Origin of the sequence: Staphylococcus felis (genome assembly GCF_003012915.1) — a bacterium.
GTDB lineage: Bacteria > Bacillota > Bacilli > Staphylococcales > Staphylococcaceae > Staphylococcus > Staphylococcus felis.
In genome coordinates this window covers 463,601-487,592 of the sequence record NZ_CP027770.1, presented here as the reverse complement: position 1 = coordinate 487,592, position 23,992 = coordinate 463,601, and the positions used below count along the sequence as shown (strand labels likewise).

Sequence of the window (23,992 nt, the reverse complement as noted above, 5' to 3'; positions counted from 1 at the left end):
TAGTGACACATTAGCGAGAGTCAAATGGATTATAGCTTCTTGTGTCACTTTAATCGCTTGAATTAAGGAAAAGGGGGAATCGTCATGGGTGAATTTAAAGGCTTTATGAGATATTCAAAACGTAAGCTAGATGAAACACCGTTAATGGAACGAATTGAAAACTTTAACCCGTATCAGTCACGTTTTACGAATGAAGATGCCAAACAACAAGGTGCACGATGTATGGATTGTGGTACACCTTTTTGTCAAACAGGTGAAGAAGTAGGGCGTGAAACGATAGGTTGTCCATTAGGAAATTATATTCCTGAGTGGAATGATTTAGTCTATCGAGGAGATTTTGAATATGCTTATCAACGTTTAGCAGAAACAAATAATTTTCCAGATTTTACAGGTTATGTTTGTCCAGCACCTTGTGAATCATCTTGTGTGATGAAGATTAATCGAGAATCAGTCGCGATTAAAGGTATAGAGCGTACTATTATCGATGAAGCGTTCGAAAAAGAGTGGGTCAAAGTCAAAAAGCCGTCCAAACGGTTAGCACAAAAAGTCGCGATTATTGGAAGTGGTCCTGCGGGATTAGCTGCAGCAGAAGAGTTGAATACGTTTGGCTATCAAGTGACAGTCTATGAAAAAAATGACAAGCCGGGGGGCCTATTGACGTATGGTATTCCAAATATGAAGTTGGATAAATCCATCGTATTTCGACGTGTTCGATTAATGGAAGAAGCGGGCATTACCTTTCAATGTAATATAAATGTAGGTGTCGATATGGATCAACAGACATTGGAATCTGAATATGATGCGATTGTTTTATGTATAGGTGCTGAAAAGCCACGTGATTTACAACTGGAAGGGCGCATGAGCGAGGGGATACACTTTGCGATGGATTACCTCGCAGAGCAAACGCAACGCTTACTGAAAGAAAAATCACATCAAACTATTTCGGCTCAAGGTAAGCGTGTTATCGTAATCGGTGATGGTGATACAGGTGCGGATTGTGTTGCAACAGCCCTCAGAGATGGATGTGCTTCTGTGGTGCAATTTAATAGAAGAGCGAAAAAGCCAGAACAATTTGAAATGAATACGAGTTGGCCACATGCTGAGCCGATTTTGAAAAAAGATTACGCACATCAAGAATATGAAGCGAAGTTTGGCCAAGAACCACGTGCATATGGCATTCAAACGATGCGATTTGATTATGATAGTGATCATAATGTAAGAGGTGTTTACGTACAACGTGTTCAAAGCGATCGTAATGAATTGGATATGCTGAGCGGGGATAGAGAAATTTTTATCCCAGCTGACTTAGTATTGTTGGCTATTGGATTTGAAGGGGTCGAACCACATCTCACTCAGAAATTGGGTATTCAATTAAAGCATCAAAAAATTGCAGCGAGTACAGAAGATTATCATACAAATCAACACAAATATTTTGCAGCAGGAGATGCACGAAGAGGACAAAGTTTAGTCGTTTGGGCTATCCGAGAAGGTCGAGAAGTCGCGAAAAGTGTGCATGAATATTTAAATGTAAAAAGCTTTGTTTAATTTTTGTAAATTAATTGTTGACATTGTTAGCGAGCTATAATATTATAATTATTGTGCTCGTAACACGGAGGAATACCCAAGTCTGGCTGAAGGGATCGGTCTTGAAAACCGACAGGGGCTTAACGGCTCGCGGGGGTTCGAATCCCTCTTCCTCCGCCATTATAAGTAAAATCCAAGACTAATAGATATAAAAGCCAAATGTTTAACACGTTTTAAACATTTGGCTTTTTTATTTGCGTAATAGGGATTTTTTACTACTTTTAAAGGTGCTATACTTGAAAATAACAGAATAGCCTCACTTGTGATATTTTTCTAAAAATGATTAATGCATCTAATTAGAAAAATATTAAATTGTGAAGGTAAAGGGGGGATGATTTTAGGTGAAGCCGTTTTATGTGATTTCGCTTTTGAGAGGAGGCGTAGTGGGTTTATACGCGCCTTTGTGGATTTTATTTTTATATCATTCAGGCTATAATCTTTTTTTGTTGGGGTTAATTGGAACAATTTTTGAGATTGCAAAATTTGTATTTGAAGTTCCTTCAGGGGCAATTGCTGATAAATTTGGAGTGAAAGTCAATTTATCGATTTCGGCCATATGTCTTTCGATGACTTGGCTGTTATTTCCTTTTTCCTCGAACTGGTTAATATTGATGGCTTTGTTGCTGACATGGACATTATCAGAAACGTTGTTTTCAGGAACGTTTGAGGCATGGATTAGCTCTGTTGTGAACGAGGAACAATTTTCTAAGGTACTTTTGAATAATAGTAAACTTTACATATTATGCATTATCATAATAGCTCCTATTTCGGGATATTTATATCACATCAATAAAGTGATTCCGTTTGTTTTGGCGGGATTGATTTCTATGATTTTAATAATATTTATCATTAGATTTATAAAGATCAGATCAAATCCTAAAGCTGAAAGTGAAAGTACTCCATTTTCAGTTCTTTTAATCATTAAAAATGCCACTGCTGTCTTATTCAATAACAAAAGAGCATTCAACATCATCATAGCTAGTTTCTTTTTTGCTTTTGTTATCGATACGATTGACAGATATTGGCAACCTTACTTTCAATATATTGGTATTGATGAATCGAAGTTTGGGTTTGTTGCGATGACTGGTGGTATCGTATTGTTGGTGATGTTGCATACTTTTTCCCAATTCAATGCTAAAATCAATCAGTTGCCTGAAGCATTTAATCTATTAATCGTGATGTTGACAATTATATTGATTGTATTAATAGCGCTTGGTAAAAAGTTAGTGACCTTTATAAGTATTTCATTTGTAACTGTTATGGACGATTTAATGAATGTTTTAATCAATAATGCTTTGAATCAAGAAATGTCTCAAAAATCTTCTAGTATGGCAACTATATTTTCTTTAAATGGTGCTTCAGGAGCATTTGGAGAGATTCTTTCGGGGGTTATCTTTGGATACGTTATTTTAAAGGTGGGTTATACTGTTACTTTTATTGCGTGTTCTGCGCTTCTTATTGTGCCGTTCATATGTTACTTGATGAATGTCAGAGTCATTTCAAAAGAAAAACACTATACGCCGTAAATAAGGTTGTTAAAGTACGCATATTTCTTTGGCAAAGAAGAGATATGCGTGCTTTTTTAATCAATTGATAAAGCACTAAATGAAAACCTTTGCAAAACTTGTACATACAACTTATAATTTGTGTGTACAAGTATAGGTTTAAGGGAGTGATAGGGGTATGGCAGTTAAAGTTTCGGATGTGCGTGATATTGTCAAAGCAATTGGTGGTGAAGACAATCTTCAATCAGCGACGCATTGTGTGACGCGCTTACGATTAGTATTAAATGATGATAGTAAGGTGGATAAGGAGAAGTTAGACCAAAATCCACTGGTGAAAGGACAGTTTAAAGCAGATCATCAGTACCAAATTGTGATTGGTCCGGGCACTGTGGATGAAGTGTATAAAGTTTTAATAAATGAGACAGGCACAGATGAAGTATCTAAAGATGAAGCTAAAGCACAAGCAGCGAAAAAAGGGAACCCTTTACAGCGGCTTATTAAGTTGTTAGGTGATATTTTCATTCCGATTTTGCCTGCGATTGTGACAGCAGGTTTATTACTTGGGATTAATAATGTTTTGACAATGCCTTTAATCAATAAGTCGCCGTCAATTATTGAACGTGTGCCGCAAATTGCCGATTTTGCGAATATTATTAATGTGATTGCGACAACAGCATTTATTTTCTTACCAGCACTTGTAGGATGGAGTGCGATGCGAGTGTTTGGAGGGAATCCTGTACTTGGTTTAGTTTTGGGGCTCGTTTTGATGCATCCTCAATTACTGTCACAGTATGATATTGGCAAAGTAGATCAGATTCCAACATGGAACATTTTTGGCTTGAAAATTGAGCAATTGAATTATCAAGGACAAGTATTACCCGTTCTTTTAGCAGCCTACGTATTGGCGAAAATTGAAAAAGGTTTAAACAAAGTAGTGCATGATTCTATTAAATTGTTAGTAGTGGGTCCAGTTGCATTACTCATAACTGGATTTTTAGCATTCTTGATTATTGGTCCAGTTGCTTTAGTGATTGGTAAAGGTATTACTGATGCAGTGACATTTTTATTCCAAAATGCCGGTTGGTTTGGTGGTGCGATTTATGGTCTGATTTATGCACCACTTGTGATTACAGGGTTGCATCATATGTTCTTAGCAGTCGATTTCCAACTGATGGGCAGTGATATTGGTGGAACATATTTATGGCCTATTTTGGCGATGTCTAATATTGCACAAGGGTCAGCGGCTTTTGGTGCATGGTATATTTATAAAAAGCGTCGACTTGAAAAGGAACAAGGTTTGGCTATTACTTCAGGTGTTTCAGGCTTTTTAGGAGTGACGGAACCTGCGATGTTTGGCGTGAATTTACCACTAAAATATCCATTCATAGCTGCGATTGTCACGTCAATGTGTGTAGGGGCTTTAATTGGGGGATCAGGCGTTATCGGTAAAGTAGGTGTAGGTGGATTGCCTGCTATTTTATCTATTGAACAACAGTTCTGGGGTGTCTATGCTTTAGGAACGTTGATTTCGGCAATTTTGCCGTTTGTTTTGACAATTATTTTTTCGAAATTTAGTAAAGAAAAGGCAAAATCAATCGTTGGAGAAAAATAAAAGTTAAGGTGGTTTTATAGTATGAGACAAAAGGACTGGCGTCAGTCTGTCGTCTATCAAATTTATCCAAAGTCCTTTAATGATACTACAGGAGATGGTCAAGGAGATTTAAGAGGCATTATTGAAAAATTGGATTACCTTCAATTTTTAGGTGTCGATTATTTATGGTTAACGCCAATATATGATTCTCCTATGAATGATAATGGTTATGATATACGCGATTACTATAAAGTAAACACGCAATTTGGCAGTGATGAAGACTTACGTGACTTAATCGATGAAGCACACAAGAGAAATCTTAAAATTATGCTGGATATTGTAATCAACCATACATCAACTGAACATCACTGGTTTCAAGAAGCACGTAAGTCCAAAGACAATCCATATCGCGATTATTATTTTTTCAAATCTTCTTCAGACGGGCCACCCACGAATTGGGAATCTAAGTTTGGCGGTAATGCATGGGCATATGATGAGGTAACGGGTGAGTATTATTTGCATTTGTTTGATATTACGCAAGCAGATTTGAATTGGGAGAATGAATCTGTACGCCATGCTTTGTATGATATTGTGAATTATTGGATTGATTTTGGTGTGGATGGTTTTCGATTTGATGTGATTAATCTTATTTCTAAAGGTGAATTTAGGGATTCTGAAAAGATTGGCAAAGAGTTTTATACAGATGGTCCGTACGTTCATGAGTTTTTACATGAAATGAATCAACATACCTTTGGCAATCGAGATATGATGACAGTCGGTGAAATGTCTTCAACAACCATTGATCATTGTATTCAGTACACACACCCAGAACGCCAAGAGTTGAGAAGTGTGTTTAATTTTCATCATTTAAAAGTGGATTATCAAAATGGTGAAAAATGGACGAATCAAAAGTTTGATTTGTTGCAACTTAAAGATATCCTAATGAAATGGCAAATGGGTATTTATGAAGGTGGCGGTTGGAATGCCATCTTTTGGTGTAATCACGATCAACCGCGTGTTGTATCACGCTTTGGCACAGATAAAGATGAAGTTTTACGTGAACGTAGCGCTAAAACGCTAGCTATTGTTTTGCATTTATTACAAGGAACGCCTTATATTTATCAAGGTGAAGAAATTGGGATGACGGATCCCCATTTTACATCGATTGATCAATATCGAGATGTGGAGTCATTGAACGCATATCAGATGCTGATAGACTCAGGATTGGACGATGAAGCGGCTTTAGAAATATTAAGTCAGAAGTCCCGTGATAACTCAAGAACGCCGATGCAATGGAATGCGAATGAACATGCCGGTTTTACGACAGGAACACCTTGGATAGATGTAGCTAAAAACTACCGTCATATTAATGTGGCTTCAGCAATTAATAATCCGGATTCCATTTTTTATACGTATAAGACATTGATTGCGTTAAGACATCAAAAAGAAATTATCACATATGGCAATATTGTGCCGCGCTATATGGAACATGCACAGCTATTTGTTTATGAGCGTCAGTATAAAGGGGAACGCTGGTTGGTTATCGCTAATATGACAAATCAGAAAGCACAGCTCCCTTCTGATATTGAACGAAAAGGAGCTGTTATCATCCAAAGTGGACAATTATTAGATGATTATCTTGAACCTTATGCTACTATAGTGATGTCAATAGAAAATTAGAGGCGGAAGATATAGTGGAACAAATTAAGTTTAAGTACATTTATGAACAAGTACGGCAGCTCATTCTCAATGGCGAATATCCAATTGGCTCACAGTTACCATCGGAACATCAGTTAGTTAAAACATACAACGTGTCACGTGAAACAGTGCGAAAAAGCTTGAATATGCTTGTGTCAGAAGGTTTAATTCAAAAAATTCGAGGAAAGGGGTCTGTCGTAATCTATCAAGGTATGACAGAGTTCCCTTTTGCTGAGCTCGTGAGTTTTAAAGAAGTGCAAAAACAATTAGGTATGCAGTACGAAACGATTGTGCCAGTTTTTGAACAAATAAAAGCAAGCGCAGTCCCAAGAGTAAAAGAAGCATTAGATCTAACAGCTGATACAAAATTATGGCACTTTATTCGCTATCGTCAATTAGATGGAATAACTAAAATTATTGATGAAGATTATTGTTTAGCTGAGATGCTTCCAAGCTTAACGCAAGAGATTGTTCAAGATTCTTTGTATGAATATATTGAGCAACAAGGATATGAAATAGGATTTTCGAGTAAGTCTATTACTTTCGAACCATTTGGCGCATTAGAACACTTGGCTTTTGGAGAGGTTATACCAGAATATACCGCGACAATTCGAGGCATTGTCCATTTGAAAGATACGAGCCGCTTTCAATATAATATATCTAAACATATTGCAACGGAGTTTAAATTTACTGATTTTTCAAGGCGCTAGAAGGTGCTGTGGTGAAAGAGATTAGTATTTCAGATTAAACAAACATAGAAACGATTTTGATTAGATCAAGGTTCTTACAAATGTGGTTGTTTCGTTTAGACTGTCGACAAAGTTACTGATTTTTTATCGTAATATGGTTTTCGAACGCCAGTCAATGCATTTAAGGTATACTTTATGCTTAATATGTGCAACTAAGACTTGCATTCTCTATCAAAAATATAGTATTATTAATTCTACCGTGCTAAGCGGGGAGGTAGCGGTTCCCTGTACTCGAAATCCGCTTTATGCGAGGCTGAATTCCTTTGTCGCGGATGTGTTTTTGTGAAGTCTGCCCAGAACACGAGGTGTTTGAAGATTTCGGTCCCATGCAATATGAACCCATGAACCATGTCAGGTCCTGACGGAAGCAGCATTAAGTGGATTCTCATATGTGCCGTGGGGTAGCCGAGATTTAGCTGTCGATTCTGGTAACGTTTATGATACACATTCAACACAAAGGTGCATGGTTTTTTATTTTCAAAACATATAAAGATATATAATCAATATAAATGTGGATGAGCTGGAACGTCATTGTTCTAGCTTTTTTTGTTGGGTTTATCAATCATAATATAATGTGATTATGACAAAGGCACAAGAGGAATACATTTAATAAATTTAAGGGATATATCGAAATCGAATGAATCGTTTAGTATTTTTGATACAATAAACATATCAGTTACAACAAAGGGGGGGATGCAAATGTCGATATTTTTAAGTACATTAACTGAAAATGAATACGAAGCATCGCTGGAAATGGTTGAACAGGCATTTGAACAAACGTCTATTCCCGTATCTAAAATATTAGAGCGCATCAAACGGCTCAGGTATGCGAACGATTATAGATATGAGCTAGAGGTCATTGCTAAAACAAGTGAAGGTCAAGTGATTGGTCATGCCATGTGTTCTGAGATTACAATAAAGGGTGCTGAGTTGTCGTATCAAGTTCTTGCACTTCTGTCATTAGCAGTAGCGACACCATATCAGTCAAAAGGGATTGGAAAAGCACTCGTTCAAGCTCTAGAAGAAAGAGCGTTAAATGAAGAATACACGGCTATCGTTGTATTAGACCATTATGGCTACTTTCAAAAACTTGGCTATGAACCCATTTTAAATTTCAATATTAAGCCACCTCTTAATATGAAAGAGGATGATTTTAAAGTTAAATTTTTGTGGGATACGCTGGAAGATCCACCTCATGGACAACTAATGGAGTCAGCTATCTTTTAGATTATGTTTTCAGTCATACAAAATATCATAGGCATGGTATAATAAAATCATTGCAAATTCGGAGGTGCAAGTGTGAATTATCAAGCATTATACCGTATGTTTCGACCTCAAAGTTTTGACGATGTTGTCGGACAGGAACATGTTACAAGAACGCTTCGAAATGCCATTGCCAAAAATAAACAATCACATGCCTACATCTTTAGTGGTCCTAGAGGTACAGGTAAAACAAGTATTGCGAAAATTTTTGCTAAGGCAATTAACTGTGAAGTTCGTGATGATGGCGAGCCTTGTAATGAATGCCCTATATGCAAAGGCATTACACAAGGAACTAATTCTGATGTTATTGAAATTGATGCAGCAAGTAATAATGGTGTAGATGAAATTCGTAATATTCGAGATAAGGTCAAATACGCACCGAGTGAATCACGTTATAAAGTATATATTATTGATGAGGTTCATATGTTAACGACGGGTGCGTTTAATGCACTTTTGAAGACGTTAGAAGAACCACCCTCACATGCCATTTTTATATTAGCGACAACTGAGCCTCATAAGATACCGCCGACTATTATTTCACGTGCACAGCGCTTTGATTTTAAGGCAATTAATATGAATCAAATTGTTGATCGTCTCGCACACGTCGCAACAACTCAAAATATTGCTTATGATGAAGATGCGCTTAATTTTATTGCTAAGGTATCTGAAGGTGGGATGCGTGATGCATTAAGTATTATGGATCAAGCTATCGCATTTGGGGATGATCGCCTCACTTTAAAAGATGCACTGGATGTTACGGGGAGCTTAGATGAATCAGACATTAATACGCTGTTTAAATATGTTGTGGAAAATAATGTCCATAGTGCTTTTGAACACTACCATCATTTTATTAGTCAAGGTAAAGAAGTTAATCGCCTTATAAACGACATGATTTATTTTGTTAGAAACACTATTATGGCGAAAACCACACAGCAACCATTCGAGTTTGACGCACTTAACCAATTTGATTTTGACACGCTTTATAAAATGATAGATGTTATCAATGATACATTAGTGTCAATACGTTTTAGTGTGAATCAAAACGTTCATTTTGAAGTGTTAATCGTCAAAATTTCTGAAATGGTTAAAGAAGCGCAATCAACGGGTGAAGTTGTTGTCAATCATGCATCATCTGAAGGGGATGAAGCTTTACTAAGACGTATGGAAGCATTGGAGTCAGAACTTAAAACGATAAAATCACAAGGTTTACCAACACAATCCCCTACAAAAGCTAAACCGACGAAACGCCGAGGTGGACGCTCCACATTTTCTTTGGAACATATTGCAAAAGTTTTAGACAAAGCGAATAAAGAGGATATTGCGCTTATTAGAGAACGCTGGGCAGATGTTATACAATATGCCAAAGATCGTGACCAAAAAGCGCTTGTAAGCTTATTGCAAAATTCTCAACCTGTTGCAGCAAGTGAAGATAAAGTCTTAATTCAGTTTGAGGATGAGATACACTGTGAAATCTTAAAAAAAGATGAAACAAAGCGGCATAGTGTCGAAAATGTCATTAAAGATATCATTAATAAATCAATTGAAGTTGTAGGGGTGCCTGCTGATAAATGGATGCAAGTACGTAAAGATTATATAGACCAACGTAAACAAGGGCGTTCACAAGCGGCATCACAATCATCAACCTCCGCATCTGAAGAGGGAGATGTCGTCCAAAAGGCAAGAGAGATGTTTGGTGAATCATTGGTGCATCTAGTAGATGATGAAACATGACAATAGTGACAAAGGTATGTATAATTGAAAACGAATTTAAGTGAGTAGACAGAAGCGGATGATCACAAAGGTTGGTTATAGGACATGATATGACCGTTTGTCTTTCAAGTTGAGAATCTCATCTGAAAATGTCTACTTCTACACATTATAAATAGATATAATGGAACATTAAGGAGGAATGTATTATGCGCGGTGGCGGTAATATGCAACAAATGATGAAACAAATGCAAAAAATGCAAAAGAAAATGGCTGATGAACAAGAAAAGCTCAAAGAAGAAAAAGTAGAAGGTACTGCTGGTGGCGGTATGGTCAAAGTTGTTGTAACAGGCCATAAAGAAGTTGTTGATGTTGTCATCAATGAGGAAGTAGTAGATCCAGAAGATGTAGAAATGTTACAAGATTTAGTATTAGCAGCGACAAACGAAGCGATGAACAAAGCAGATGAACTGACAGCAGAACGTTTAGGTAAGCATACTAAAGGTCTTAACATTCCAGGAATGATGTAATATGCATTATCCCGGACCAATATCTAAACTTATCGATAGTTTCATGAAATTGCCAGGCATTGGTCCAAAGACGGCTCAACGTCTGGCTTTTCATGTATTAGATATGAAAGAAGACGATGTCGTACAGTTTGCAAAAGCACTCGTAGATGTTAAAAGAGAGTTAACGTACTGCAGTATTTGTGGCCATATCACTGAACAGGATCCTTGCTATATTTGTGAGGATAAACAGAGAGATCGCTCTATTATTTGTGTGGTTGAAAGTGATAAAGATGTGATTGCCATGGAAAAAATGAAAGAATATAAGGGGCTTTATCATGTTCTACATGGTACGATTTCTCCAATGGATGGGATAGGGCCTGAAGATATTAATATTCCAAGTTTGGTCGATCGTTTAAAAGATGAAAACATCAAAGAATTGATACTCGCAATGAACCCTAACTTAGAAGGCGAATCAACAGCTATGTATATTTCTAGATTGGTTAAACCTTTAGGAATTCGTGTTACACGTTTAGCTCAAGGGCTATCGGTAGGCGGAGATTTGGAATATGCTGATGAGGTGACGCTTTCTAAAGCGATTACAGGTCGTACAGAAATGTAGATGGCATCTGATAAAGCGTTATGCATTTTACTGTTATGAATCTTGGAGTTATATCCTTCTTAGTCGATTGATTTTTATATGTACACGCTGAAATAATAAGTAGTGTATTCAATCAACATGAGCAGGTACTGAATAAATGAAAGATGAATCAAATGTGCGTCCAAAGAATTTGGGACATATCCCAAAATATAGCGTAGAGATGATTGAATCACACCTCTACGCTTTTCCTTTATCAATCATTCGTATTGTTTGGCTCGCATTTCCTAGGGGATGGGTCGAGCCGCGGTCTCGACGCTCATCCTATTCCCTCAGGCGTCTCGCCAACAATACTGCATTATATACATGTCATTTTACATTAAAATACTTTAAAAAAGATACTTTCGCATCATTGAATGAATCATCTCATTATAAGAAAACTTCGAGATATTTATGTCCCAACCTGTTTTATTGTTTGATAGTCAAATAAATGATGTAAATTAAGTGCTAAAGTGTTAAAGGATTGTAAAGAGTGTAAATTTTGGTGTTGTTAAAATCATCAAACCCCTGTATAGTTATATCTTGTTGAGCGACACAAATGGTTGCAAAACAAAACAAGAAAAATTAATCAAAAAAAGTTGTTGACTTTCGAAAACAACTTATGTATAATTAATTCTTGTCGAGTCAAAAAAAGAAATGACATGAACATTGAAAACTGAATGACAATATGTCAACGTTAATTCCGATAAAACATAGTACTAACGTACTGATAGAGTGATTGACTTAAACAATCAAAGAGCTATATCAAGCTTACTCTAATATGGAGAGTTTGATCCTGGCTCAGGATGAACGCTGGCGGCGTGCCTAATACATGCAAGTCGAGCGAACTGAAGAGGAGCTTGCTCCTTTGACGTTAGCGGCGGACGGGTGAGTAACACGTGGGTAACCTACCTATAAGACTGGAATAACTCCGGGAAACCGGGGCTAATGCCGGATAATATGTTGAACCGCATGGTTCAACAGTGAAAGACGGTTTTGCTGTCACTTATAGATGGACCCGCGCCGCATTAGCTAGTTGGTGAGGTAACGGCTCACCAAGGCGACGATGCGTAGCCGACCTGAGAGGGTGATCGGCCACACTGGAACTGAGACACGGTCCAGACTCCTACGGGAGGCAGCAGTAGGGAATCTTCCGCAATGGACGAAAGTCTGACGGAGCAACGCCGCGTGAGTGATGAAGGTCTTCGGATCGTAAAGCTCTGTTGTTAGGGAAGAACAAATGTGTAAGTAACTGTGCACATCTTGACGGTACCTAACCAGAAAGCCACGGCTAACTACGTGCCAGCAGCCGCGGTAATACGTAGGTGGCAAGCGTTATCCGGAATTATTGGGCGTAAAGCGCGCGTAGGCGGTTTTTTAAGTCTGATGTGAAAGCCCACGGCTCAACCGTGGAGGGTCATTGGAAACTGGAAAACTTGAGTGCAGAAGAGGAAAGTGGAATTCCATGTGTAGCGGTGAAATGCGCAGAGATATGGAGGAACACCAGTGGCGAAGGCGGCTTTCTGGTCTGCAACTGACGCTGATGTGCGAAAGCGTGGGGATCAAACAGGATTAGATACCCTGGTAGTCCACGCCGTAAACGATGAGTGCTAAGTGTTAGGGGGTTTCCGCCCCTTAGTGCTGCAGCTAACGCATTAAGCACTCCGCCTGGGGAGTACGGTCGCAAGACTGAAACTCAAAGGAATTGACGGGGACCCGCACAAGCGGTGGAGCATGTGGTTTAATTCGAAGCAACGCGAAGAACCTTACCAAATCTTGACATCCTTTGACCGCTCTAGAGATAGAGTTTTCCTCTTCGGAGGACAAAGTGACAGGTGGTGCATGGTTGTCGTCAGCTCGTGTCGTGAGATGTTGGGTTAAGTCCCGCAACGAGCGCAACCCTTAAGCTTAGTTGCCATCATTAAGTTGGGCACTCTAGGCTGACTGCCGGTGACAAACCGGAGGAAGGTGGGGATGACGTCAAATCATCATGCCCCTTATGATTTGGGCTACACACGTGCTACAATGGACAATACAAAGGGCAGCGAAACCGTGAGGTCAAGCCAATCCCATAAAGTTGTTCTCAGTTCGGATTGTAGTCTGCAACTCGACTACATGAAGCTGGAATCGCTAGTAATCGTAGATCAGCATGCTACGGTGAATACGTTCCCGGGTCTTGTACACACCGCCCGTCACACCACGAGAGTTTGTAACACCCGAAGCCGGTGGAGTAACCATTTGGAGCTAGCCGTCGAAGGTGGGACAAATGATTGGGGTGAAGTCGTAACAAGGTAGCCGTATCGGAAGGTGCGGCTGGATCACCTCCTTTCTAAGGATAATATACGGAATATCACCATAGGTGATAGACGGATTAACGTGACATATTGTATTCAGTTTTGAATGCTCATTCATTGAGGATTCAACATTGTACATTGAAAACTAGATAAGTAAGTAATAGATTTTACCAAGCAAAACCGAGTAACAAGCGAAAAGCTTGAAACAAACAATTATCGCTAGTCGTCAACAGACGACTCACATAATTAATAACTGGTGATGATAAGTGTGAAAGCATTGACAAGACAAATGTGATTGCGTCATTGACGTGATGAAAGCGTTTGTCAGTCAGAGAATTTCTTGATGAGTGCAGCGAAGATTACGTTTTGTAAATGAGCAAGCGAAGAAAGAAATGAGATAGAATGCGAGCGCTTATTAGCACGTCTAGATTAAGTTATTAAGGGCGCACGGTGGATGCCTTGGCACTAGAAGCCGATGAAGGACGTTACTAACGACGATATGCTTTGGGGAGCTGTAAGTAAGCTTTGATCCAGAGATTTCCGAATGGGGGAACCCAGCACGAGTTATGTCGTGTTATCCGCATGTGAATACATAGCATGTGAGAAGGTAGACCCGGAGAACTGAAACATCTTAGTACCCGGAGGAAGAGAAAGAAAAATCGATTCCCTGAGTAGCGGCGAGCGAAACGGGAAGAGCCCAAACCAACAAGCTTGCTTGTTGGGGTTGTAGGACACTCTTATGGAGTTACAAAAGAATGAGTTAGACGAATAACCTGGAAAGGTTAATCAGAGAAGGTAATAATCCTGTAGTCGAAAACTGATTCTCTCTTGAGTGGATCCTGAGTACGACGGAGCACGTGAAATTCCGTCGGAATCTGGGAGGACCATCTCCTAAGGCTAAATACTCTCTAGTGACCGATAGTGAACCAGTACCGTGAGGGAAAGGTGAAAAGTACCCCGGAAGGGGAGTGAAAGAGAACTTGAAACCGTGTGCTTACAAGTAGTCAGAGCCCGTTAAGGGGTGATGGCGTGCCTTTTGTAGAATGAACCGGCGAGTTACGATCTGATGCAAGGTTAAGCAGGAAATGTGGAGCCGTAGCGAAAGCGAGTCTGAATAGGGCGAATGAGTATTTGGTCGTAGACCCGAAACCAGGTGATCTACCCTTGGTCAGGTTGAAGTTCAGGTAACACTGAATGGAGGACCGAACCGACTTACGTTGAAAAGTGAGCGGATGAACTGAGGGTAGCGGAGAAATTCCAATCGAACTTGGAGATAGCTGGTTCTCTCCGAAATAGCTTTAGGGCTAGCCTCAAGTGATGATTATTGGAGGTAGAGCACTGTTTGGACGAGGGGCCCCTCTCGGGTTACCGAATTCAGACAAACTCCGAATGCCAAATAATTTAACTTGGGAGTCAGAACGTGGGTGATAAGGTCCATGTTCGAAAGGGAAACAGCCCAGACCACCAGCTAAGGTCCCAAAATATATGTTAAGTGGAAAAGGATGTGGCGTTGCCCAGACAACTAGGATGTTGGCTTAGAAGCAGCCATCATTTAAAGAGTGCGTAATAGCTCACTAGTCGAGTGACACTGCGCCGAAAATGTACCGGGGCTAAACATATTACCGAAGCTGTGGATTGTCCTTTGGACAATGGTAGGAGAGCGTTCTAAGGGCGTTGAAGCATGATCGCAAGGACATGTGGAGCGCTTAGAAGTGAGAATGCCGGTGTGAGTAGCGAAAGACGGGTGAGAATCCCGTCCACCGATTGACTAAGGTTTCCAGAGGAAGGCTCGTCCGCTCTGGGTTAGTCGGGTCCTAAGCTGAGGCCGACAGGCGTAGGCGATGGATAACAGGTTGATATTCCTGTACCACCAACAATCGTTTTAAGCGATGGGGGGACGCAGTAGGATAGGCGAAGCGTGCTGTTGGAGTGCACGTCCAAGCAGTGAGACTGAGTGTTAGGCAAATCCGGCACTCAAAAGGTCAAGCTGTGATGGGGAGAGGAAATTGCTTCCTCGAGTCGTTGATTTCACACTGCCGAGAAAAGCCTCTAGCTAGAAAGTTGGTGCCCGTACCGCAAACCGACACAGGTAGTCAAGATGAGAATTCTAAGGTGAGCGAGCGAACTCTCGTTAAGGAACTCGGCAAAATGACCCCGTAACTTCGGGAGAAGGGGTGCTCTTTAGGGTTCACGCTCTGAAGAGCCGCAGTGAATAGGCCCAAGCGACTGTTTATCAAAAACACAGGTCTCTGCTAAACCGTAAGGTGACGTATAGGGGCTGACGCCTGCCCGGTGCTGGAAGGTTAAGAGGAGTGGTTAGCTTCAGCGAAGCTACGAATCGAAGCCCCAGTAAACGGCGGCCGTAACTATAACGGTCCTAAGGTAGCGAAATTCCTTGTCGGGTAAGTTCCGACCCGCACGAAAGGCGTAACGATTTGGGCACTGTCTCAACGAGAGACTCGGTGAAATCATAGTACCGGTGAAGATGCCGGTTACCCGCGACAGGACGGAAAGACCCCGTGGAGCTTTACTGTAGCCTGATATTGAAATTCGGTACAGTTTGTACAGGATAGGTAGGAGCCATTGAAGCGTGAGCGCTAGCTTACGTGGAGGCATTGGTGGGATACTACCCTAATTGTATTGGATTTCTAACTCGCAGCACTTATCGTGCTGGAAGACAGTGTCAGGCGGGCAGTTTGACTGGGGCGGTCGCCTCCTAAAGTGTAACGGAGGCGCTCAAAGGTTCCCTCAGAATGGTTGGAAATCATTCATAGAGTGTAAAGGCATAAGGGAGCTTGACTGCGAGACCTACAAGTCGAGCAGGGTCGAAAGACGGACTTAGTGATCCGGTGGTTCCGCATGGAAGGGCCATCGCTCAACGGATAAAAGCTACCCCGGGGATAACAGGCTTATCTCCCCCAAGAGTTCACATCGACGGGGAGGTTTGGCACCTCGATGTCGGCTCATCGCATCCTGGGGCTGTAGTCGGTCCCAAGGGTTGGGCTGTTCGCCCATTAAAGCGGTACGCGAGCTGGGTTCAGAACGTCGTGAGACAGTTCGGTCCCTATCCGTCGTGGGCGTAGGAAATTTGAGAGGAGCTGTCCTTAGTACGAGAGGACCGGGATGGACATACCTCTGGTGTACCAGTTGTCGTGCCAACGGCATAGCTGGGTAGCTATGTATGGACGGGATAAGTGCTGAAAGCATCTAAGCATGAAGCCCCCCTCGAGATGAGATTTCCCAACTTCGGTTATAAGATCCCTCAAAGATGATGAGGTAAATAGGTTCGAGGTGGAAGCGTAGCGATACGTGGAGCTGACGAATACTAATCGATCGAAGACTTAATCAAATTCATAACAAGGTTTGCTTGTGAGAAGTTACTTACTATCTAGTTTTGAATGTATAAGCATTCAAATGTTTATCTGGTGCCAATGGCAAAGAGGTCACACCTGTTCCCATGCCGAACACAGAAGTTAAGCTCTTTAGCGCCGATGGTAGTCGGACTTACGTTCCGCAAGAGTAGGACGGTGCCAGGTAAGATGAATAGCGGTGCTGTATTTCTATGAGAATAGAATACAGCACCGCTATTTTTTATATATGATTAGAAAAAGGGCATTAATTGACTGGCTTTAATGATATCTTTAGTGTAGAAAAATTGTTTGCCTTGCCCTGTATATGCAGGTTCAAGAATCATGTTTGTTGTTGCTGCATAAAGCCACTTAGGATGAATACCACAATTTAAAATGTCTTGGTACTCTTGAAAAGGCTTATCCCAATCTAATATGATGTCAATAACCATTAAAAACACCTCAACTTAATTTTAGAACATATGTGCGTATTTTTAAAGGAATATGTACTTAATGCTGAACGAATGCGAACTGTTATAAAATAAAATCATTAGTGATGGAGTGTGAATCATGCAACGTAAACTATGGCAGAAACTAAATAATTGGTCTAAGATGCAACCGATTTCGATGCATGTACCAGGTCATAAAAATGGTACGATTGGTGACATGAACTTTATTAATCCGATATATGATATTACCGAAATTACAGGGTTCGATGATTTACATCATCCTGAAGAGGTTCTTTACGATAGTATGAAGTGTATTCAAAAGCATGAGGATTATGAGGCAGTTTTTCTTGTAAATGGAACGACGAGCGGTATTCTTGCGGTAATACAAGCGTTCCAATCTATACAAGGAGACGTTTGTATTGGGCGCCATTCACATAAGTCTGTTTTTAACGCACTAGATTTAGGTCGTCAATGTGCACACATTATGCATACTCAAGTGAGTCATCAAACAGGACAATACAATCAGCCTGAATGGTCTTCTGAATTGGCTAAAAAAGGAAAGCTTGGCGTTGTGACGTACCCTAATTACTATGGAGAAACATTTGATGTTCAAAAGCTGATACAGCAATTTCATGAAGCACATATTCCAGTATTAGTCGATGAGGCGCATGGTGCCCATTTTGGAATTGAAGGATTTCCAAAATCGACGCTAGAGTATGGAGCGGATTATGTTGTTCAATCTTATCATAAGACTTTACCTAGTTTAACGATGACTTCAATGTTATTCATACATAAAAATGCGCCATATCAAGAACGTGTGAAGCATTGGTTGCAGACCTTTCAATCTTCAAGTCCCTCTTATTTGTTTATGGCAAGTCTTGAACAGGCACAAGGATTTTATGAAACATATCAAAGTGACGTATTTTTTGAAAAGCGCCAAATACTTATAAAGCATTTAAAAGACTGTGGCTATACTGTTTTAGAAGTGGATGATCCGCTTAAATTGGTCATTCGTAAAAGAGGCGTCTCCGGAGAGTTGTTGAAATCAGCAATGGAAGCTCAGTCTATTTTTGTTGAATTAGCGGACGCTCAATCGGTATTGTGGGTCTTACCATTATGGTATACTCATGACCGCTTCCCATTTAAGGTATTATTAAAATGTATCACTCATATTCATATCGAGAGAAGTGGTCAGTCGCAAAATCATAAGCAAGCAAAGTTATATACAGAAAAGGGAAGGTATACGCCTGAAGATATGTCAGAAATTCAAACGATTCCTTATGAGAAGGCTTTAGGGTGTACTTTAGCACAGCATTTAATCCCTTATCCGCCAGGTGTACCAACAATGTATAAAGGGGAAATCATCACAAAAAATATGATAGAATTAATACGTTATTGGCATACTCAAAAAATGCGAGTAGAGGGTATGCGCAATGGTAAAATTAAAGTGAAGGATGATTTGTAGTGTCTCTATTTATTACAATAGAAGGTCCAGAAGGTTCAGGAAAAACAACAGTATTAAAAGGAATTGTGTCGCAATTATCGCGGTCGTATGATTTCATTACGACACGTGAACCGGGTGGTGTGCAAACTGCAGAGGCGATTCGTCAAATTTTATTAGAGGGATCTGATATGGATTCACGCACAGAGGCATTACTATTTGCGGCAGCGCGACGAGAGCATCTTGTTGAAAAAGTATTACCAGCGTTAGCGCAACAAAAAATAGTGATATGCGACCGTTTTATTGATAGCTCGTTAGCATATCAAGGGTATGCCCGTGAAATTGGAGTGAAACAAGTACAAATGATTAATGATTTTGCAATTGAAGGGCGTTACCCAGATTTAACAATATATTTAGATATTCCAGCTGAAGTGGGGCGTCAACGGATTCACGATAATATGCGAGCGCAAAATCGTCTAGATAAAGAAGATTTAACTTTTCATGAGCGTGTGATTGAGGGTTATCGCATGTTGATCGAGGCACACCCACAACGATTTGAAGTGGTTGATGCCACTCAATCCATTGAACGTGTCGTAGAAGAGGCTGTACACATCATTGAAAAGCGATTACATCAAAAGTAGGTCTTTTTAGAAGGTATAAAGTACATTAAATATAAGTAACACTATGTTATAATCTAGAAAATGATAATTTAGACCTATAATGAGATATGATATAATGAATCCTAAGAGGTGTATAAACAATGAAAATGATAATCGCGATTGTTCAAGATCAAGATAGCCAAGAACTTTCGGATAAATTAATTAAAAATAATTTTCGTGCGACAAAGCTTGCAACGACTGGTAGCTTCTTAAGAGCTGGAAATACAACATTTTTATGTGGTGTTGATGATGATCGAGTAGATGAGATTTTAGAGGTTATTGGCGGAACATGTGGTAATAGAGAACAATTAGTATCCCCAATCACACCGATGGGCGGTAGTGCAGACTCATATATTCCTTATCCGGTTGAAGTTGAAGTTGGCGGTGCAACAGTATTTGTAATGCCGGTTGAATCATTTCATCAGTTTTAAGTGTAATTGCGAGGTTGTGACAGTTGATGTGTGTAACTACATGAGCATACTGTCTCAACCTTTTTATCGTATTTTGGTTTATTTATAAAGTCTAGATTTAAAATAATAGAAGGAAGCGTGTGTTATGTTAGAACTTGAACAACTTACTAAAGCGTATCACAATCAAAAATTATCTCACGCCTATCTATTTGAAGGTGATGATGCTGAAGCGATGACATCTACAGCGCGCTCATTTGCACAACTTATTTTGTGTCAAAATGAAGCGCAGTGTAGTGCAAAAGTAATGCAACAGAATCATCCAGATTTTCAATATATCGCAACAGATGAAGCCACAATCAAAAAAGAACAAATTGAGCGATTAGTCCATCATATGAATCAGTTGCCTATAGAAGGTGCATATAAGGTTTATATTATCCAAGATTTTGAGAAATTAACGGCACAAGGTGAAAATAGTATCTTAAAGTTTTTAGAAGAACCTCCTCAAAATACAGTTGCTATTTTGATTTCAACGAAGCCCGAACAAATTTTGGACACGATTCATTCACGTTGTCAGCATGTTTATTTCAAACCGATACAACGCGATTCTTTTGTACAACGTTTGGCAGAACGAGAAGGGATGACTCAGCCAATAGCTGAATTCATCAGTACTTATACGACTCAATATGAAGTCGCACATCAACTCAATGAAGAGTTTGAGTTAGCAGCTTTACGTAAAACAATGTTGCAGTGGTGTGATCGCTTGTTAAATTCAAGTGAAATGGCGCTGATAGGGATTGTTGAGTTATTAAAACAAGCTAAAAACCGTAGATTACAGTTGTTAACACTGTCGGGTATTAATGCGTATTTTCAAGACTTACTGTACATAAAAGTGGGCATGAAAGCGCGTCTAACATTTTCAGAGCTTCATGACCATTATCAAAATACAGCAACACAGTTAAGTTACCGTCATTTAGTATATATTATGGAACAAATCACAGAAGCACATAAAAAGCTCAATCAAAATGTGAATCCTACACTTGTATTTGAGCAAATCGCAATAAAAGTGAAAGGGTGATATTTATGCATACCGTTGTAGGCGTATATTTTGAAAAGTCGAATGCACTGGAATATTATTCACCAATGTCACTCCAAGTTCGAGAAGGTGAAAAGGTCATTGTCGAATCAAAAAGAGGCAGTGAATTAGGCGTTGTTAAATATAGCACAAGAGAAGTTGAAGAAGGGGATATATCATTACCACTTCAACCTATATTGCGCACCGCAACAAAGGAAGATATAGCACAATATGCCAAAAATGAAATAGCTGCGGATCATGCTCTTGATTTATGTAAGATATTTGTAGAGCAATTAGGCCTTGATATGCGTGTTGTCAATTGTGAGTACACACTGGATAGAGCTAAGATTATTTATAACTTTACAGCAGATGAACGAATTGACTTTAGAAAATTAGTCAGAATGCTTGCTCAAAAATTAAAAACGAGAATCGAATTAAGACAAATTGGTGTTCGAGATGAAGCTAAAATTTTAGGGGGTATTGGTCCTTGTGGGCGCTCATTATGTTGCGCTACATTTTTAGGTGACTTTGAGCCTGTTTCAATCAAAATGGCAAAAGACCAAAATCTCTCATTAAATCCGAGCAAAATTTCAGGTGCTTGCGGTCGTTTGATGTGTTGCTTAAAGTATGAGAACGACCATTATGAAGAGGCGCGTGAGCAGCTACCTGATATAGGCGATTATATTCAAACACCAGAAGGTCAGGGTGAGGTTGTCGGCTTAAATATGATTAATATTTCTATGCAAGTTCGATTAGAAGGAATGGAACAATTGATGGAGTATCACATTGAAGAATTAGAAACTTTGAAATAAGGAGGATACACGATTGAATCGAAATGAGCTATTCGACCGATTAACGCAATTAGAGCAAAATGTCACAAATATTTACAATGACATGCAAGAGTTGAAAACTTTAACTGTCGAGCTCGTTGAAGAGAATGTGGCATTACAAATTGAAAATGATAACTTAAAATCTTTAATCCATGAACAAAAAGAAGCGCGAGTGGCTCAAAATGTTCAAGATTCACAGTCTGTTGATAAACAACCAATTAAAAAACAAAGGCAAAGTCGTGAATATTTTGCCAAACTCTATAATGAAGGGTTTCATATTTGCCATGATGTATTTGGAAAGCATCGCAAAGGTGAAGACTGTATGTTCTGTTTGAATGTGCTAAATAAGATGGAATAGAGGTGCATTCATGCTTCAGGAGAATGAAAGATTTGACCATTTAATTAAAGAAGATTTGCATATTATTCAAAATGACGCGTATTTTTCATTTTCGACCGATGCTTTATTATTAGGTCATTTTACGGAAGTGCGTCAACGTGATCGTATTTTAGATATGTGTACAGGCAACGGCGTCATTCCATTAATTTTATCAGATAAGGGCGAAAATCTAATTACAGGTATAGAGGTTCAATCAGAACTTGTAGATATGGCTCGACGCAGTGTGTCGTATAATCAGCTTGAGACACGAATTAATATCATGCACATGGACATTAATGAAATTCCAAGTCAGTTTAAGCCGTCGCAATTTGACTTAGTTACATGCAACCCACCTTATTTCAAAATGAATCAAGTACACCAACATCAACTTGAAGCACATAAAATTGCTCGTCATGAAGTGTTATGTACGTTAGATGATTGTTTAAGAGTTGCGAATCATGCCCTTAAAGAGGGAGGTCGTATTGTAATGGTGCATCGTGCTGAAAGAATGCTAGATATTTTCGAATCGATGCGTCGTTACCAAATTGAACCTAAAAAGTTAAATATGATTTATAGTAAACAGCATAAAGAGGCGCAAACAATTGTAGTAGAAGGGCGTAAAGGTGGACGTCAAGGCTTGAAAATTGCATCACCTTTTTATATTTATGACCAAAATAATGCATATACAGATGAAATGAGGCGTATATATTATGGCTAAACATTATACGTATATAGTTCAATGTAATGATAATTCATTGTATACAGGATATACCAATGACTTAAATGCCCGAATGATAAAGCATAATGAGGGTAAAGGTGCTAAATATACCAAATGTAGGCGGCCTGTACACCTACTGTATCATGAAGTTTACGATTCAAAATCTGAAGCGCTTAAAAGAGAGTATGCTATTAAACAATTAACGCGCGCACAAAAATTGCAATTAATGAAGGGATGACACTATGGCAGATTTATATTTAGTCGGTACACCAATTGGCAACTTGGATGATATGACATTTCGAGCGATTCAAACGTTGCAGTCGGCTGATGTTATTGCGTGTGAAGATACACGCGTCACTAAGAAATTGTGCCACCATTTTGAAATAACGACCCCGTTAAAGTCATACCACGAACATAATAAAGTGCAAATGACTGAAACGTTAATCACAATATTAAAAGAAGGAAAAAGTATCGCACTCGTGTCAGATGCAGGGTTACCGTTGATATCTGATCCTGGATATGAGCTTGTCGTAAGAGCGCGAGAAGAGGGGATTCATATCATCCCTATTCCGGGGCCAAATGCGGGATTGACTGCATTGATGGCCAGTGGTTTACCTTCATTTACATATACATTTTTAGGGTTTTTGCCAAGAAAAGCACGCGAAAAAGAAGCTATTTTGAAAGAACGTATGTTTCAAGATAGTACATTGTTATTATATGAATCACCATTTCGGGTCAAAGATACATTGCAAGTCATCGCCAAAATTGATAGTAAACGTCGCGTTACGTTAGGTCGAGAGTTGACAAAAAAATTTGAGCAAATTACAACGCAAACTGTTGAGGTGTTGTTATCACAGCTTGAGACAGATATTCCTTTGAAAGGTGAGTTTGTTATGATTATTGAAGGCGCAATGCCCGAAGTAGGTCATCAGTGGTATGAAGGATTGACGATAGACGAACATGTGACGCGTTATATTAATCAAAATATGAAGCCGAAACAAGCGATTAAAAAGGTAGCAGATGATCGTGATATGCCAACACAAAAGGTATACAATCTATATCATCATATTGATTGATCATCGAAACAAACAACTTAGTATATTGAAAACTAATTCAAATTTAGATATATTTAATAAGATAAGAAATGAGGAGGAAC

General features: G+C 39.3%; 19 protein-coding genes, 1 tRNA gene, 3 rRNA genes and 1 other RNA gene. 23 read left to right on the top strand and 1 reads right to left on the bottom strand.

All coding sequences use genetic code 11. The features are described 5' to 3' along the window. The first annotated feature begins 84 nt into the window (after positions 1-84). The 14 genes from C7J90_RS02415 (at position 85) to rrf (ending at position 17,070) form a co-directional block, all read left to right on the top strand. Positions 85-1,545 (top strand): glutamate synthase subunit beta, encoded by a 1,461-nt coding sequence (locus tag C7J90_RS02415; protein WP_103208628.1) that lies wholly within the window; start codon positions 85-87, stop codon positions 1,543-1,545. A 66-nt stretch (positions 1,546-1,611) separates the two neighbouring features. Further along, positions 1,612-1,704 (top strand) — tRNA-Ser (locus C7J90_RS02410). 221 nt (positions 1,705-1,925) lie between these two features. Next, a complete protein-coding gene (locus C7J90_RS02405; RefSeq protein WP_103208627.1) occupies positions 1,926-3,110 on the top strand; it encodes an MFS transporter in 1,185 nt (394 codons plus the stop codon). A gap of 157 nt (positions 3,111-3,267) precedes the next feature. After that, positions 3,268-4,701 carry a PTS system trehalose-specific EIIBC component gene (gene treP, locus C7J90_RS02400; protein WP_103208625.1) on the top strand — a complete coding sequence of 478 codons (1,434 nt, stop codon included), beginning with the start codon at positions 3,268-3,270 and terminating at the stop codon, positions 4,699-4,701. A gap of 21 nt (positions 4,702-4,722) precedes the next feature. After that, positions 4,723-6,360, top strand: a complete 1,638-nt coding sequence (gene treC / locus C7J90_RS02395) for an alpha,alpha-phosphotrehalase (RefSeq protein WP_103208623.1) — start codon at positions 4,723-4,725, stop codon at positions 6,358-6,360. Between the two features lie 11 nt (positions 6,361-6,371). Further along, a complete protein-coding gene (treR, locus tag C7J90_RS02390) occupies positions 6,372-7,088 on the top strand; it encodes a trehalose operon repressor (protein WP_103208621.1) in 717 nt (238 codons plus the stop codon). A 236-nt stretch (positions 7,089-7,324) separates the two neighbouring features. After that, positions 7,325-7,594, top strand: an RNA gene (gene ffs / locus C7J90_RS02385) — signal recognition particle sRNA large type. A 232-nt stretch (positions 7,595-7,826) separates the two neighbouring features. Then, positions 7,827-8,354: a GNAT family N-acetyltransferase gene (locus C7J90_RS02380; RefSeq protein ID WP_103208620.1), complete on the top strand. Its 528-nt coding sequence runs from the start codon at positions 7,827-7,829 to the stop codon at positions 8,352-8,354. 72 nt (positions 8,355-8,426) lie between these two features. Continuing rightward, a complete protein-coding gene (gene dnaX, locus C7J90_RS02375) occupies positions 8,427-10,121 on the top strand; it encodes a DNA polymerase III subunit gamma/tau (RefSeq protein WP_103208618.1) in 1,695 nt (564 codons plus the stop codon). Between the two features lie 185 nt (positions 10,122-10,306). Next, complete coding sequence (locus C7J90_RS02370) at positions 10,307-10,627, top strand: YbaB/EbfC family nucleoid-associated protein (protein ID WP_103208616.1); 321 nt, start codon at positions 10,307-10,309, stop codon at positions 10,625-10,627. Position 10,628: 1 nt separating this feature from the next. Next, the gene (gene recR / locus C7J90_RS02365) at positions 10,629-11,225 is read left to right on the top strand and encodes a recombination mediator RecR (protein ID WP_103208613.1); all 597 of its coding nucleotides are present in this window, start codon (positions 10,629-10,631) and stop codon (positions 11,223-11,225) included. A gap of 793 nt (positions 11,226-12,018) precedes the next feature. Further along, positions 12,019-13,569 (top strand): 16S ribosomal RNA (locus C7J90_RS02360). 392 nt (positions 13,570-13,961) lie between these two features. Next, a 23S ribosomal RNA gene (locus C7J90_RS02355) occupies positions 13,962-16,883 on the top strand. A 72-nt stretch (positions 16,884-16,955) separates the two neighbouring features. Further along, positions 16,956-17,070: ribosomal RNA gene (gene rrf, locus C7J90_RS02350) — 5S ribosomal RNA — on the top strand. The 16S, 23S and 5S rRNA genes sit together here, the layout of an rRNA operon. A gap of 65 nt (positions 17,071-17,135) precedes the next feature. Here rrf and C7J90_RS02345 read toward each other — a convergent pair. Continuing rightward, complete coding sequence (locus C7J90_RS02345) at positions 17,136-17,327, bottom strand: hypothetical protein (protein WP_103209026.1); 192 nt, start codon at positions 17,325-17,327, stop codon at positions 17,136-17,138. A 124-nt stretch (positions 17,328-17,451) separates the two neighbouring features. Between C7J90_RS02345 and C7J90_RS02340 the strand changes: the two genes are divergently transcribed. The 9 genes from C7J90_RS02340 to rsmI all read left to right on the top strand — a co-directional run bounded on the left by C7J90_RS02340 (position 17,452) and on the right by rsmI (position 23,912). Next, entirely contained in the window at positions 17,452-18,795 is a 1,344-nt protein-coding gene (locus C7J90_RS02340) for an aminotransferase class V-fold PLP-dependent enzyme (protein ID WP_103209002.1), read from the top strand. Continuing rightward, positions 18,795-19,412, top strand: a complete 618-nt coding sequence (gene tmk / locus C7J90_RS02335; RefSeq protein WP_103209005.1) for a dTMP kinase — start codon at positions 18,795-18,797, stop codon at positions 19,410-19,412. Before C7J90_RS02340 ends, tmk begins: the two co-directional genes overlap by 1 nt. Before the next feature lie 119 nt (positions 19,413-19,531). Then, positions 19,532-19,861 carry a cyclic di-AMP receptor DarA gene (locus C7J90_RS02330; protein ID WP_103209007.1) on the top strand — a complete coding sequence of 110 codons (330 nt, stop codon included), beginning with the start codon at positions 19,532-19,534 and terminating at the stop codon, positions 19,859-19,861. 124 nt (positions 19,862-19,985) lie between these two features. After that, positions 19,986-20,915: a DNA polymerase III subunit delta' C-terminal domain-containing protein gene (locus C7J90_RS02325; RefSeq protein ID WP_103209009.1), complete on the top strand. Its 930-nt coding sequence runs from the start codon at positions 19,986-19,988 to the stop codon at positions 20,913-20,915. Between the two features lie 5 nt (positions 20,916-20,920). Further along, positions 20,921-21,724, top strand: a complete 804-nt coding sequence (locus C7J90_RS02320) for a PSP1 domain-containing protein (RefSeq protein ID WP_103209011.1) — start codon at positions 20,921-20,923, stop codon at positions 21,722-21,724. Positions 21,725-21,737: 13 nt separating this feature from the next. Then, entirely contained in the window at positions 21,738-22,100 is a 363-nt protein-coding gene (gene yabA, locus C7J90_RS02315) for a DNA replication initiation control protein YabA (RefSeq protein WP_103209012.1), read from the top strand. A gap of 10 nt (positions 22,101-22,110) precedes the next feature. After that, entirely contained in the window at positions 22,111-22,836 is a 726-nt protein-coding gene (locus C7J90_RS02310) for a tRNA1(Val) (adenine(37)-N6)-methyltransferase (protein WP_103209014.1), read from the top strand. Beyond that, positions 22,829-23,074, top strand: a complete 246-nt coding sequence (locus C7J90_RS02305) for a GIY-YIG nuclease family protein (RefSeq protein ID WP_103209016.1) — start codon at positions 22,829-22,831, stop codon at positions 23,072-23,074. The genes C7J90_RS02310 and C7J90_RS02305 overlap by 8 nt, the downstream gene beginning before the upstream one ends. A gap of 4 nt (positions 23,075-23,078) precedes the next feature. Next, a complete protein-coding gene (gene rsmI / locus C7J90_RS02300; RefSeq protein WP_103209017.1) occupies positions 23,079-23,912 on the top strand; it encodes a 16S rRNA (cytidine(1402)-2'-O)-methyltransferase in 834 nt (277 codons plus the stop codon). Positions 23,913-23,992: the final 80 nt, after the last annotated feature.